The organism is Franconibacter sp. IITDAS19 (assembly GCF_023079515.1).
GTDB lineage: Bacteria > Pseudomonadota > Gammaproteobacteria > Enterobacterales > Enterobacteriaceae > Franconibacter > Franconibacter pulveris.
The window spans coordinates 1-14,302 of record NZ_JALJCP010000008.1; the positions used below are offsets into that span (position 1 = coordinate 1).

The window sequence follows — 14,302 nt, forward strand, 5'->3', positions numbered from 1 at the left end:
AACAGTTTGGTTCAAAATGTTCAGTTTTTCCCGCCACTTTTTCTATTCTCTATTTATCCCATACTCCATAAAATCGCTGTGAATTACTGGCAGTGTAGATCACCGTATGCTTTATATTCCGGTGGCCCAGGTAATCCTGAATCAGCCTGGTATCAACGCCTAAATCAGCCAGGGCATAGCCGCAGGCGTGGCGCAACATATGAGGATGCGGAGTGATGGTCAGCCCGGCCATTTCGCCATAGCGCCGCAGCAGGCCATAGACCTGCTGGCGCGAGAGCGCCCCGCCCTTTTGCGACAAAAAGAGCCACGGCTGCCCGCTTCCCTGATAAAGACGGCGGGCTTCAAGCCAGGTTGTCAACGCGGGAAAGACCTCGTCCGTTAATGGATGGACGGTGGAAAGCCCATTTTTAAGGCGTCGGATATAAATTATTTTCTGATTCAGGTCGAGGTCGGTCAGTTTAATGCCGCAGAGTTCAGATACCCGCAATCCATGATAAAAGCAGAGCGTAAACAGGCAGGCGTCACGCTCGCGGTGGGTTCCCTCAGCGGTGGCTTTAACTATCTGGCTGATTTCATGACGGGTAAGGTATTTGCGCTGCTTCATCGGTGTCCCTTGTAGTTGTTGGAAAGGTGATAACTTCGCTATGAAGACTATTTCAGAAATCAGAAAGTTACATAATAAAGTCGCGCCTGTCTTTACCGCAGCCCCGGCAGTGTTAGCAGAAAAATCGCCTGCGGTCCGGACGCTTTCCTTCAACGACCTTCAGCGGCCCGCTAAAGCGATTGACGAGTTGATGGCCTGCTTCCTGCCCGCCAGCACCCCGTGTAAGCCGAAAACCGGTATGTTGACCGCCCGCCCCGGAGAAGATGAAGGGTTTATCTACCTTATCCGCAGCGGCCGCTTCGACACCTTCCGCCTGATTGACGACCTCTATCTCGGCGTGGGATACGGCCCGGCGATTGTTGGCCTGCAAGAGTTGTTCTGCCATGCGCCGAGCCGCCACTATGTTCAGGTAATGGCCGATACCAGCGTGCATGCGCTGCCCGCAAGGCGCGCCCGGGAGCTGATTGAACAGCATAACCTCTGGCAAAGCGCGAGCCTGATCCTCTCGTTTTATCTGATGTTTATGATGTATCGCGATGAGCACATGGTGAGTAAAAGCGCCTATACCGTGGTGCGCGCCAAGCTGATGGAGTACATGGAAAACCGCGATTTTCATATGATGCGCAAGGAGAGCATTGGGCCCTTTATTCAGAAGACCACCACGCTCTCCCGCAGCCTCATCTACAAGATCCTCGCTGAGCTGACCGAAGGCGGCTACATCACGGTGAACCGCGGCTGCCTGGTCAAAATCTTCTATTTGCCCGAAGCGTTATAACGCTGCGCAAAATGCTCAGAAAGCAAAACGCCCCGCCGGGATCGGCGGGGCGTTTATCAATGCCAGACAGGCGCGGTTAAGGTTTAAAAACCGCCCGCACGCAACCATCCTCTTTATTCTTAAACATTTCATAGCCGCGCGGCGAGTCTTCCAGCGAGAAGCGATGCGTGGCGAGGAAATCCGTACGCAGCTCGCCCCGCTCGGCATGCGTTAACAACGCTTTCATATAGTGCTGGCCATGCTGCTGCGCGGTGCGAATAGTCAGCCCCTTGTTCATCGCCACGCCGAGCGGGAATTTGTCCATCAGCCCGTAAACGCCAAGGATGGAGAGCGTGCCGCCTTTACGGCAGCAGTAGATAGCCTGGCGCAGCGCGGTGCCGACATCGGTGTGCATGCGCAGCGCCTGCTTGGTTTTATCGTAGGCATACTGCAAGCCTTCACCGTGCGCCTCCATACCGACAGCGTCGATGCAGCTGTCCGGCCCGCGTCCGTGGGTCAGCTCCAGCAGCGCCTCATAGATATCCACTTTGGTGTAATCCAGCGGGATAGCGCCCACCAGATCCCGCGCCATCGTAAGCCTTTCCGGGAAGCGGTCGATAGCGATAACTTTCTCCGCGCCCATGATGTAGGCGCTTTGCGCGGCCATCAGCCCGACGCCGCCGCACCCCCACACCGCCACCGTATCGCCAGGATGAATATTACAGAAGTCGGCGCCCATGTAGCCCGTCGGCGCGGCATCGGAGAGAAACAGCGCCTGCTCGTCAGGCACCCCATCCGGCACCACAAAGCAGTCGTTATCGGCAAAGGGCACGCGCACATATTCCGCATGGGAACCAGCATAGCCGCCAAAGGCGTGACTGTAGGCGTAAATACCCGCCGTCGGGTAGCCAAGGATCTGCTCCTGCATATGGGCGTTGGGATTGGTGTTATCACAGCAGGAAAAGAGGTGATGCTGGCAGTACCAGCACGAGCCGCAGGCGATAAATGACGGCACCACAACGCGATCGCCGCGCCGGATGTTTTTAACCTCCGGCCCCACTTCCACCACTTCGCCCATAAACTCATGGCCTAAAATATCCCCCTCCTCCATGCTCGGGATAAGGCCGTCGATAACGTGCAAATCAGAACCGCAGGTGGTGGTTAGCCCCACTTTGATAATGGCGTCGTGCGGGTTGACAAGAACCGGGTCCGCTACGGTTTCCACTTTTAAATCGTTAACGCCGTTCCAGCATAGTGCTCGCATACGCTTACTCCTCCGCTTTGTCCATTCCCCCGTGACGCCCCGCAGGCTGCGGCACGTTGGTGGCGATTTCACCCGTTTCGGCAAGGCTCTTAAAACGGCGCAGTGCCTGGCTTAACATCGCCTCCGGCACCATCTCCATTTTCTTCGACAGCCATTCACCAAGAAAACCGCCGGGCGGGTCGAAATGCATGGCGAGCGTCACTTCCGTTCCCCGTTCATCGGAAACCGGCTGGAAAGAGAGCCTGCCGGCGTTCGGCACGCTGGCTTTTTCGTCTGAGGCCCAGCTGATATAGCGGCCCGGCTGCTCATCCACGATATGCGCGTCCCACTCAAGCTTGCGGCCAAGCGGCAGCTTCACATGCCAGCGCGAAGAGGTATCGCTCAGGATAGTGATAGTGGCGAAATGGTACATAATGCGCGGCAGCGTAGTCGGGTCGCGCCAGAGGTGATAAAGCTCATCAGGGGAGCGGTGAATAAGGATGGATCGACGCAAGCCTTGCTCGTCGTGCCCGGAGGCGGGCCGGGTGTTTTCTGCGTTTTGCTGCATTGGTCTCTCCCGTAAGGTCGATGGAATGCGTTCTCCTTTTCGTTGTTCTCCTTTTAAAAGCCTCATTAACTATAGTGCAAAAAAACGGGGCAACCCTTTGAAAAACCGCCCCGCTTCGCCATTAACGCCCCTGCCGCTCGCTTTCTACAATCTCTTCGATGGTAAAAGGATGGAACTTGATGGTGACGATTTTATCGGTCACTGCGAGGGTCGGATTAGGCAACCGCTCATTCTCTCCCTTTGGCGAGCTGGTTTTTACCGCAATGCCGGGCTGAGCCAGCCCCTCGTCGGAAAGCAGCGCCAGCGCGCGGGCGTTCAGCGTTTCCGGCGCGCCAGGCAGTACGATTTCGATATGCTCCCAGCCTTCATGCGGGTAGCGCTTCTCGCCAGGCCATGGCAATTCGACGATATGAAAGCGCCAGTGGGCGACGCAGACCGGCTCATGCAGGCGGAACAGGCAGATGGGCCGCCCGTTGATGATATTTTCCGACAGCAGCTCGCCGCACTGCTCAAACCCTTTGCGCCAGCGCTCCGCCGTGGCGTTCTGGTGGCAACGCAGGGAGATATGGTCAGCGTGCAGCGGCGCGATATCCAGCCCCAGCCGTGCGGCGAGGTCGGTAAGCGCAGTCGTAAAACGGGGCAAATCCCCGGCGATGTCGGTGAGTTCGTTAATAGCCTGCCAGTTCATGGGCGTCTCTCTGTGCGTCAAAAGCCGCTAATCTACCCTGGCGGGCGGCGCGTGATAACCCCTGTCACAGCCGGGCTGACGCCTGTTGCCAAATGCAGTATACTTCCCGCCTTATTTTTTCCATTGTCGTCGCCCTGGCGGATAAAAACAGGCGGCGAGCGTAACGTAAGGTATCCCGGTGAATATTCAGGCTCTTCTCTCCGATAAAGTCAGTCAGGCACTGATTGCCGCAGGCGCCCCTGCGGATTGCGAACCGCAGGTTCGTCAGTCAGCCAAAGTGCAGTTCGGCGACTATCAGGCCAATGGCGTGATGGCTGTCGCTAAAAAACTGGGCATGGCGCCGCGACAACTCGCAGAACAGGTCATCGCCCATCTCGACCTCACCGGGATAGCCAGCAAGGTGGAAATCGCGGGGCCGGGCTTCATCAATATCTTCCTCGACCCGCAGTTCCTGGCGAAGAATATCGACGCCGCCGTGGCCTCCGATCGCGCTGGCGTGGCGAAAGCAGAAGCGCCGCAGACCATTGTGGTGGACTACTCCGCACCGAACGTGGCGAAAGAGATGCACGTGGGCCACGTGCGTTCCACCATCATCGGCGACGCCGCCGTGCGCACGCTCGAATTTCTCGGCCATAAAGTGATCCGCGCTAACCACGTCGGCGACTGGGGCACCCAGTTCGGCATGCTGATCGCGTACCTTGAAAAGCAGCAGCAGGAAAACGCGGGCGAAATGGCGCTGGCGGATCTCGAAGGCTTCTACCGTGAAGCGAAAAAGCACTACGACGAAGATGAGGCTTTCGCCGAGCGCGCTCGCGGCTACGTGGTGAAGCTGCAGGGTGGCGACGAGTATTGCCGCGAGATGTGGCGCAGGCTCGTCGACATCACCATGACCCAGAACCAGATAACCTATAAGCGCCTGAACGTGACGCTGACCCGCGACGACGTGATGGGCGAAAGCCTCTATAACCCGATGCTGCCAGGCATCGTCGCAGACCTCAAAGCCAAAGGTCTGGCGGTTGAGAGCGAAGGCGCGACCGTGGTCTTTCTCGACGAATACAAGAATAAAGAAGGCGAGCCGATGGGGGTTATCATCCAGAAAAAGGATGGCGGCTACCTTTACACCACCACGGACATCGCCTGCGCGAAATACCGTTACGAAACGCTGCACGCCGACCGCGTGCTCTACTACATCGACTCCCGTCAGCACCAGCACCTGATGCAGGCGTGGACCATCGTGCGCAAAGCGGGCTACGTGCCGGAATCCGTGCCGCTGGAACACCACATGTTCGGCATGATGCTGGGCAAAGACGGCAAACCGTTCAAAACCCGCGCGGGCGGCACCATCAAGCTTTCCGAACTGCTGGACGAAGCGCTGGATCGCGCCCGCCGTCTGGTGAGCGAGAAGAACCCGGATATGCCTGCCGACGAGCTGGAAAAGCTGGCGCACGTGGTGGGTATCGGCGCGGTGAAATACGCCGATCTCTCCAAGAGCCGCACCACCGACTACATCTTCGACTGGGACAATATGCTGGCGTTTGAGGGCAACACCGCCCCTTACATGCAGTATGCGTATACCCGCGTGCTCTCTGTTTTCCGCAAAGCGGAGATCGACGAAAGCGCCCTGCAGAGCGCGTCGGTAGTCATTACCGAAGATCGCGAAGCGCAGCTTGCCGCCCGCCTGTTGCAGTTTGAAGAGACGCTGGCGGTGGTGGCGCGTGAAGGCACGCCGCACGTGATGTGCGCTTACCTTTACGACCTGGCGGGCCTCTTCTCCGGCTTCTACGAGCATTGCCCGATCCTGAGCGCGGAAAGCGCCGAGGTGCGCAACAGCCGCCTGAAGCTGGCGCTGCTGACTGCGAAAACGCTGAAGCTCGGTCTGGATACCCTCGGCATCGAAACGGTTGAGCGTATGTAAAGACCAAAATAAGGCCCGCATGCAGCGGGCTTTATTCGGTTCGGACCGTAAAGCGGCTCGCCATTCGGCGGGCCTTTTTTTACAGGTACGTTCGCAAAAACTCCGTAAGGGCGAGGATCGCCATCGCCTGACCGTAAGGCATCGAGGTGAGCGGGATCTGGCGATAAAATTCCAGATCGCTTCCCATCCCGGTGCCGAACGACACCTGCAACAGCTCGCCCTGCGGCGAAATATTCGCCATCACGCCTTTGATGGCTTTCTCCGCCACCGGCGCGTACGCCTTGCTGATATAACGCTTACGCACCGCTTTTAACATCCCATACGCAAACCCGGCGGTCGCAGAGGCTTCCAGATAGGATGTCGGGTCATCGAGCAGCGTATGCCACAGCCCGCTCTCGTCCTGACACGTCGCCAGCGCCGCCGCCTGATTTTCCAGCACCTGGATCAGGTAGCGACGGGTGGCGTTGTTTTCCGGCCAGTCCATTAGCTCCAGAAAATCGGGGATCACAATGGTTAGCCAGCTGTTGCCGCGCGCCCAGCGGGCGCTGGCAAAGTTATGGCGGCCTTCATAATTCCAGCCGTGAAACCAGAGGCCGGTCTCCCGGTCCATCAGGTTCTGCACGTGCAGCAGGAATTGATATACCGCCTCTTCCACATACTCCGGCTTGCCGAGCAGCTTGCCGATTTTGGCGAGCGGCAGCACCGTCATCATTAATGTGTCGTCCCACATCTGCTGCGAGTTCTCTTCGGCAAGGGTGATGTGCTGCATGCCGCCGTGCTCGGTGCGCGGCATGTCATACATCGCCCACTCCGCCCAGCTTTCAAGCCAGGGCAACAGCGCCGGATTGCCAGTCTCTTCGTAGCGGTATGCGAGGGTCAAAAACGGCGCCATGGTATTGACGTTTTTGGTGGTCGCCCCTTCGGCGAAACGCGCGCTGAACCAGCTGTCGATAATGTCGCGCATCTGCTCATCGCCGGTCTGGCGATAGTAGTGATACATGCCGTAGAGCCCGACGCCGTGCGTCCACTCCCAGCCCGCCCACCCTTTGGTGTCTATCACCCGCCCGTCATCCAGGCGCAGCAAAAACTGACCGGTTTCATCCTTAATATTGACCAGATTGTCCGTCATCTTATGGATGAGGGATTTCAGTTCGTCCCGGGCGATAAAACGTTCCGGCTGGCGCAGCAGCGCGCTGTGTTTGACAGGCCAGACAATCATTAACTTATCCTCTGATGGGGGTTGAATTCAGATCGTGCGCATCCTTAAGCGAAGGCGCGGCGGGCTTGTGGCGATTGAGAAAACCGATGTTGTTATTGCCCCACAGGTTTTCATACGGCATGCCGGCGAGCATCTCCACGGTGGCGCGGGCCTGCGGCGTGGCCGATTCGGGGATGGCACGGTTAGCGACGCGCATTTTCGCCGTCTCCTCGCGCAGCACGCTATGGGTTTTCAGGTTGAGCTTAAAGCGCAGCGAGACAAGGAAACCGCAGGCTAACACCAGCACGGTGCCGACGCTTAAAATCAGCAAAATGGTGTGGCTGACAGCAGGCGGCTGGCTGCTCTGGCCGGAGACAAAGCCGGACATCTGCATCACAATTCCCACCAGCATTACCGCACCAGCCTGCGAGGCTTTACGGGTCAGCGTCATGATGCCTGCGAAGATCCCCTCGCGGCGCTGCCCGGTTATCACTTCGTCCACGTCAGCGATATAGGTGTAAGTATTCCACGGCACATAGTTGATGCCGCCGCGCCCCAGACCCGCCATCGCAGAAACCAGCAACAGCAGCGAATAAACATCGCTCAGCCCGGCGTAATACAGCACGGCATAGGAGATGGAGCTTAAGCCGAACAGCACGACCACCAGACGGTAAGAAGGCGCAGGCCCGAAGCGAATGCAGAGCGGGATCATGCCGATAACGGCGATAAACTGCAGAATCGCCATAGTGCCAAGCAGGTTGGAGGCCATCGACGGGCTTTGCATCAGCACGAAAACCACGTAGTAGGTAAACACCGCGTTAAACACGTCCTGAGCGATATACCCGCCGAGATACATGCCAAGATGCTGGCGGAAAATCTTAATGCGCAGCGTGGAGCCCAGTTCGGTGACGAGACGACTCAGGCTCTGGCGCAGCGTGAGACTTTTCTTCTCCTCTTCCGCCCGCAGCGCCGCTTCCGTCCACGCCTCGCGCGGCCGCTCCCAGGTAAAGATCCAGACCAGCGTCAGCATGATGGCGCACAGCACCGCAAACACCACGCTCGCGTAGAAGAAGGAGATAGCGTTGTCTTTGCCGAAGTGATTAATCAGGATGCCCGGCAGGAATGAAGCGAGAATGGCGGACATCTGCGCCATCGAGATGCGCGCGCCGGAGAATTTGGTTTTCTGTTTGAAGTCATCGGTCATCTCCGGCACCAGCGTTTCGTAAGGCACCAGGATCATGGTGTAGACCACGTCAAACACCAGATAGGTCAGCAGATAGTACCAGTAGTTCATGCCGCCAACCCACATCAGGCAATAGCTAAAGACGCAGGGAATGCCGAGCAGGATAAAAAACTTGCGACGACCGAAGCGCTTGCCGAGCCAGGTAGAGCCGAAGTTATCGGTGAGAAAGCCCATGAGCGGACTGACGACCGCATCCAGCACGCGGGCCATAGCGAAGATAAACGTCGCCTCGATGGGGGTGAGTCCGCAGAAGGTAGTGTAAAAGTAAAGAAGCCATGCGGCGGTGAGCGCTGTCGTCCCTGCGCCGAGGAAATCGCCTGAACCATAAGCGAGATAATTCGCGAGCCCAATTTTACGAGTTTTCATTGCCGTCAACCCTGTGTTTTATGCTGGAAGCCTCCTGAGCAGGAGACGCCATTAACGCTGTCACGGCTAAAGTAAAAGTAAGGCGCAGGGGAAACCTTTTCCTTTTTGCCACCGCCCGGAAGGAACTGGCAAAAATACAAAGAGTTCCGCCACCAGCTTCACCGATTTATAAAACAGCGTTTCACAGGGTTCAAAGCGAGAGTTTAAAAATGCGGGCCAGCCGTCAAAAATGGCTGGCCCGTGAGAAAAGAGGGAAAAGCGGAATTACCGGTAGTTCACAATCACCTGATTGCTAAGCACCTGCAAGCGCGGATAAAGTTTGCCGCCGCCCGGCACTTCCCAGATAAAACGCAGCGGCTCGCTGGCCGGCACGTTAGTAAAAGCCCGGGTGGTGCCGGTCTGCCCTTCTATTTCGACGCAGCGCGACTGCGAGCAGAGGCGCACCAGCAGCCCGGCGGGCGTCGGCCCGACAAGCTCGTAGCGCCAGGCGACTACCGTCATCAGCCCGTCTGGCGGCTGCCCGGGCGACAGCGGCATGGAAGAAATAGCCTGGCCGCGATTGCTCAACGTGATGCCTTTACTGCTCGCCTGCCACGCCCCTTCACCCGCGGCATGTGCCAGCAGGGGCAGCAGCAGAAAAAGCGCTGTAAGTTTGCGCATTACTGGCCCCCGATAGTCGCCGTCATGCGAATGTTGCGGTTATCTGAAAGCTCCATGTTGGAGAGCACCACCAGTTGCGGCAGGCTGCGGCGTAAAAAGCGCGACAGCAGCGGACGCAGCGCGTGGTTGACCAGCAGCACCGGCGGCGCACCCATCGTCTCCTGGCGATGCAGCGCTGCCTGCGCCTGCTCCAGCAGACGGTCGGCCAGACCCGGCTCCAGCCCGCCGCCGCCCTGCAGCGCCTGCAGCAGCAGACGTTCCAGCGCGGTATCAAGCCCAATAACCTGCACTTCGCCGCTGCCCGGGAACCACTGCTGCGTGATGGCGCGGCCCAGCGCCACGCGCACCACGGAGGTCAGTTCATGCGGGTCATTCTGCACCGGCGCATGTTCGGCAAGCGTCTCAAGGATAGTGCGCATGTCGCGAATAGGCACCTTCTCGGACAGCAGATTCTGCAACACTTTGTGCAGCGTAGTGAGAGTAACAATGCCCGGCACCAGATCTTCGGTCAGCTTCGGCATCTCCTGCGAGACGCGATCCAGCAGTTGCTGCGCTTCCTGACGGCCGAAGAGTTCCGGCGCGAACTGGCCAATCAAATGGTTGAGATGGGTGGCGACGACCGTGCTCGCTTCCACGACGGTAAAGCCCTGGATCTGCGCCTGTTCTTTTAGCGCGCTTTCAATCCAGATAGCGGCGAGACCAAAGGCCGGGTCGACGGTGGCTTCGCCCGGCAGCGTGCCTGCCGCCGTGCCGGGGTTAATCGCCAGCCAGCGGCCAGGATAGGCTTCGCCGCTGCCAATCTCCACGCCTTTCATCAAAATGCGGTAGCGCGCCGGAGGCAAGTCCATGTTGTCGCGAATGTGCACCACTGGCGGCAGAAAGCCCATCTCCTGCGCGAATTTCTTACGAATACTGCGGATACGGCCAAGCAGCTCGCCATCCTGCTGAAAATCGACCATCGGAATCAACCGGTAGCCCACTTCCATGCCGAGCGAGTCTTCCAGCTGCACGTCACTCCAGGTCGCTTCCACAGCCTGCGGGTTTTCAGTCGCTTTGACGGGTTGCGCCACCTCGGGCTTCGCCGTTTCGCGACCGCGCATCCACCAGGCGAGGCCCAGCAGCGCGGCGGTAAAGAGCAGGAAAACGAAGTTCGGCATGCCCGGCACCATGCCGAGCAGGCCAAGCACTGCGGCGCTCAGCACCATAACGCGCGGGTTGCTGAACAGCTGAGTCACCATCTGTTCGCCCACGTCCTGATCGGTGGCGACGCGGGTGACGATAACGCCAGCGGCGGTGGAGATAACCAGCGCCGGGATTTGCGCGACCAGACCATCGCCGATGGTCAGCAGCGTATACGCTTCCGCCGCCTGGCCTACCGGCAGACCATGCTGGATAACGCCCACCAGCAGGCCGCCGATGATGTTGATAGCCATGATAAGCAAGCCGGCGACAGCGTCGCCGCGCACGAATTTACTCGCACCGTCCATCGAGCCGTAGAAATCCGCCTCTTGCGTCACTTCCGCGCGGCGTTTTTTCGCTTCATCTTCGCCAATCAGGCCGGCGTTGAGGTCGGCGTCGATAGCCATCTGCTTGCCAGGCATCCCGTCCAGCACAAAGCGCGCGCCCACTTCCGCGATACGCCCGGCACCTTTGGTGATAACCATGAAGTTAATAATAACGAGGATGATAAAGACCACGATGCCGATAGCGAAGTTGCCGCCGACCAGGAAGTGGCCGAAAGCCTCTACCACTTTGCCCGCCGCCGCCGCGCCCGAATGCCCTTCCATCAGAATGATGCGAGTCGAGGCGATATTCAGCGCCAGACGCAGCAGCGTGGTAAAGAGCAGAATGGTCGGGAACGCCGCAAACTCCAGCGTGCGCTGGGTGAACATCGCCACCAGCAGCACCATAATGGAGAGCGCGATATTAAAGGTGAAGAGCATGTCGAGGATAAAAGCCGGCAGCGGCAGCACCATCATCGACAGGATCAGCAGAATAAGTATCGGCCCGGCAAGGATCTGCCATTGCGTCGTTTTCAGGTTGCCCGGCAGGCGCAGCATAGCCACCAGATTAGCCATCAGTGTCCTTCTCGTTCATAAAATCCAGTGCGGCAGGCACCGGAAGGTTTTCAGGTTTTTTCGGGATAAGACCGCCAGCGGCGCGCCAGCGTTTCAGTTGCCATACCCATGCCAGCACTTCCGCCACGGCGGCGTACAGCTGACCCGGGATTTGTTGTCCTATTTCCGCATGACGGTAAAGCGCACGCGCAAGCGGCGGCGCTTCGAGGATCGGGATGCGATTCTCGTTGCCGATTTCACGGATGCGCAGCGCGACCAGCCCTGCGCCTTTCGCCACCACTTTCGGCGCGCTCATTTTGTTTTCGTCATACTGCAACGCCACGGAATAGTGCGTCGGGTTGGTAACGATAACGTCCGCTTTCGGTACATCGGCCATCATGCGGCGGCGCGCGGCGGCGCGTTGCTGCTGGCGAATGCGTCCTTTTACGTGCGGGTCGCCTTCCTGGTCTTTAAATTCGTCACGAATATCCTGGCGAGACATGCGCAGCTTTTTCACATGGCTGTGGATCTGCCAGAAAACGTCAAAGCCGACCATCGGCACCAGGCCCATCACAATCAGCAGCCCGCAAAGCGCCACAAGGTTAAGGGAATTACCTAGCGCCTCAACGGGCGATTCGCTTATCAGCCGCAGCATATCCGGCCAGTTATGCCACAGATACCAGCCGGTAACGATGCCGACCAGCGTCGATTTCATTAGCGCTTTTAACATCTCCGCCAACGCCTGCGAGGAAAAAAGCCGCTTGACGCCGGAGATCGGGTTGAGTTTTCCGAGGTTGAAGGCGATCGACTTAGCGCTAAAGAGCACGCCGCCTAACAACATCGGCGCGCCAATCGCCACCAGCACCAGGCCAATCATCAGCGGCATCAATGCCAGCAGCGCTTGCTTAATCAGCGAGCTGATTAAACTCACCGTCAGCCGCGGGTCATTAATAATGCTGTGGTCGAAATGCAGCCCGCCGGAGAGCATGGCGGCCAGTTGACGGGCGAGCGCCTCCCCGCCCATCCAGGTAACGCTCAACCCTACCAGCAGCATCAGCAGGGAAGTGAGTTCTCTGGAACGGGGGATTTGCCCCTCCTCACGCGCTTTTTCTAGTCGGTGGGGTGTGGGGGCCTCTGTTTTGTCCTCGTCGCTATCGCCGGCCACTTCGCAAACTCTCTGCCCAATTCGTCACGCTTATCATGCCAAAGGACACCCGCGCTAATGGCTGAATTAACGTTAAGAAATGGTGGGGTTTCTGCCGTTAAGTGGAATGAATCAACACCGATGGAAGCAACGGTTGCCGCACTATTGCGCATCGGCTCATAAAATAAAGATATATCTGTGAAAGGGTTAGTGTCGCTTTCTGTAGTCTGATAGCGTAGCAAAACACCGACAAAAATAGGGGTTATTATGGAAATGCAGTGGGAAAAATTGCTCAGTAGCGCTCGCCGTAAGGATAAATATAAAAAGGCTATGCAGGAGGAAGAAGCGCCCGCCTCTTACGTCACACCCCCCATCAGTACTGGCCGCCAAGAACTTGAGCGCGACTACGACCGCGTCCTCTTTGCCGCGCCAACGCGCCGCCTCGCCGATAAAACACAGGTTTTTCCGCTCGACCGTAATGACAGCGTGCGTACCCGCCTGACCCATTCTCATGAAGTGGCGAACTTTGCGCGTGGTATTGGCGTGCGGCTTGCCTTTGAGATGAAACCCACCATCTTCGGTACGCTACCCGACAGCCTTTGCGTCGAGCGCGACGTCCCTGCGCTGCTCGCCGCTATCGGTCTGGCACACGATTTAGGTAATCCACCGTTCGGGCATCAGGGCGAGGCTTCCATGCGCACTTGGTTTGAACGCAATCTGACGCCGCTGATTAACGAAGCGACGACAACAGAGATCCACGACCGCACTATTTTCAAAGACTTCCTGAATTTCGACGGCAATTCACAAACCTTCCGCCTGTTAACGAAGCTTCAGGTTATTAATGATGAATTCGGCCTCAACCTGACTTACGCAACATTAGCAGCTTTAATAAAATATCCGAGATCGTCTTATACCACGGCCGCGCAGCACTGGAAGAAGCACGGTTTTTTCTGGTCGGAAAAGGATGTCGTAGAGGATGTCTGGCATGAAACAGGTTTATGCGAAGGCGTCAGGCATCCGTTTACCTGGCTCATGGAAGCCTGTGATGACATCGCGTATTCAATACTGGACGCAGAAGATACCGTTAAAAAAGGCCTCGCCTCTTATCAGGATCTGATTAATTTCCTGCAATGTTGGGAATCGCAGCATAAAGATACCGAACCCGACAAAGACCCTGTGATCAGGGATGTAATTGCTCTTACAGAAAAGAAGAACATAACTTATCGCGATAAGCTCAAAGAACTTTCCCCTGCCGAGCTCAATGACTTGAATATGCAAATTTTTCGTGTTAACGCAGTCAGCGCACTGATAAACAGCGTAGTTACTGCATTCGCCGAGCATAAAAATACCTTAATGCAGTACAGTTGCCCCTGGACAGATCTCATTAGTAAGAGCAATGGCGCAGAGCTCTGTAAGGCACTCAAAGAGTTCGACCGTACCCGCGGTTACCGTCATCGTAGCGTGCTGGAGCTGGAGCTACGCGGTTCAAACCATATTCAGGGTGTAATGGATATGTTGTGGGTAGGCATTCATGGTCATAAGACTAAGGCCGAGCAAAAGCGAGAAAGCGAACTCAAAAAAACCGACGTAACCTTCGTTGAACGCGAATCTTATGACTCTGATACGCCTTTTGGGCGATTTGCATATGGGCGCATCTCAGAAAACTACCGACGTATATTTGAAGACCCGAGTAACACACTGCCTGTGCTTTACAAAGAGGCCCAATTGCTGGCTGACGCTGTTTCAGGCATGACGGATAGCTATTTGATGGCCCTGCACGATGAGCTAAAATCGCTTTATGAATACCAATATCGCTTACAGGCGAGACCTTCTTAAGCGTCGCATCGAAGCTTATTTTAAAT

Annotated in this window: 12 protein-coding genes; 3 read left to right on the top strand and 9 right to left on the bottom strand. The window is 57.2% G+C overall.

The genetic code is table 11. The annotated features are described in order from the left end of the window. Positions 1–49: 49 nt before the first annotated feature. Complete coding sequence (locus MT962_RS17145) at positions 50–604, bottom strand: tyrosine-type DNA invertase (RefSeq protein WP_048888036.1); 555 nt, start codon at positions 602–604, stop codon at positions 50–52. Positions 605–644: 40 nt separating this feature from the next. Here MT962_RS17145 and MT962_RS17150 point away from each other — a divergent pair, with 40 nt between their 5' ends. Next, positions 645–1,379, top strand: coding sequence for a helix-turn-helix domain-containing protein (locus MT962_RS17150; RefSeq protein ID WP_048888037.1), 735 nt, complete (start codon positions 645–647; stop codon positions 1,377–1,379). Between the two features lie 76 nt (positions 1,380–1,455). Here MT962_RS17150 and MT962_RS17155 read toward each other — a convergent pair whose 3' ends face one another. From MT962_RS17155 to MT962_RS17165, 3 genes are all read right to left on the bottom strand, one after another. After that, entirely contained in the window at positions 1,456–2,622 is a 1,167-nt protein-coding gene (locus MT962_RS17155; RefSeq protein WP_048888038.1) for a zinc-dependent alcohol dehydrogenase, read from the bottom strand. A gap of 4 nt (positions 2,623–2,626) precedes the next feature. After that, positions 2,627–3,169 carry an SRPBCC family protein gene (locus tag MT962_RS17160; protein ID WP_048888039.1) on the bottom strand — a complete coding sequence of 181 codons (543 nt, stop codon included), beginning with the start codon at positions 3,167–3,169 and terminating at the stop codon, positions 2,627–2,629. A 121-nt stretch (positions 3,170–3,290) separates the two neighbouring features. Further along, positions 3,291–3,857 (bottom strand): VOC family protein, encoded by a 567-nt coding sequence (locus MT962_RS17165; RefSeq protein ID WP_024561049.1) that lies wholly within the window; start codon positions 3,855–3,857, stop codon positions 3,291–3,293. A 178-nt stretch (positions 3,858–4,035) separates the two neighbouring features. Between MT962_RS17165 and argS the strand changes: the two genes are divergently transcribed. Then, entirely contained in the window at positions 4,036–5,772 is a 1,737-nt protein-coding gene (argS, locus tag MT962_RS17170; RefSeq protein WP_024558499.1) for an arginine--tRNA ligase, read from the top strand. Positions 5,773–5,851: 79 nt separating this feature from the next. On the opposite strand, the gene MT962_RS17175 is transcribed toward argS, so the two are convergent. The 5 genes from MT962_RS17175 to flhB all read right to left on the bottom strand — a co-directional run bounded on the left by MT962_RS17175 (position 5,852) and on the right by flhB (position 12,461). Further along, complete coding sequence (locus MT962_RS17175; RefSeq protein ID WP_247366119.1) at positions 5,852–6,991, bottom strand: glycoside hydrolase family 88 protein; 1,140 nt, start codon at positions 6,989–6,991, stop codon at positions 5,852–5,854. Positions 6,992–6,995: 4 nt separating this feature from the next. Beyond that, on the bottom strand, positions 6,996–8,579 hold the full coding sequence (locus MT962_RS17180) for an MFS transporter (protein WP_024561051.1): 1,584 nt from the start codon (positions 8,577–8,579) through the stop codon (positions 6,996–6,998). A gap of 264 nt (positions 8,580–8,843) precedes the next feature. After that, on the bottom strand, positions 8,844–9,239 hold the full coding sequence (locus tag MT962_RS17185; protein ID WP_247366120.1) for a flagellar protein FlhE: 396 nt from the start codon (positions 9,237–9,239) through the stop codon (positions 8,844–8,846). Continuing rightward, positions 9,239–11,317 carry a flagellar biosynthesis protein FlhA gene (gene flhA, locus MT962_RS17190; protein WP_247366121.1) on the bottom strand — a complete coding sequence of 693 codons (2,079 nt, stop codon included), beginning with the start codon at positions 11,315–11,317 and terminating at the stop codon, positions 9,239–9,241. Before flhA ends, MT962_RS17185 begins: the two co-directional genes overlap by 1 nt. Continuing rightward, positions 11,310–12,461, bottom strand: coding sequence for a flagellar biosynthesis protein FlhB (gene flhB, locus MT962_RS17195; protein WP_024557475.1), 1,152 nt, complete (start codon positions 12,459–12,461; stop codon positions 11,310–11,312). The genes flhA and flhB overlap by 8 nt, the downstream gene beginning before the upstream one ends. 246 nt (positions 12,462–12,707) lie before the next feature. Between flhB and dgt the strand changes: the two genes are divergently transcribed. Then, positions 12,708–14,276: a dGTP triphosphohydrolase gene (dgt, locus tag MT962_RS17200; RefSeq protein WP_081710961.1), complete on the top strand. Its 1,569-nt coding sequence runs from the start codon at positions 12,708–12,710 to the stop codon at positions 14,274–14,276. The last annotated feature ends 26 nt before the right edge of the window (positions 14,277–14,302 follow it).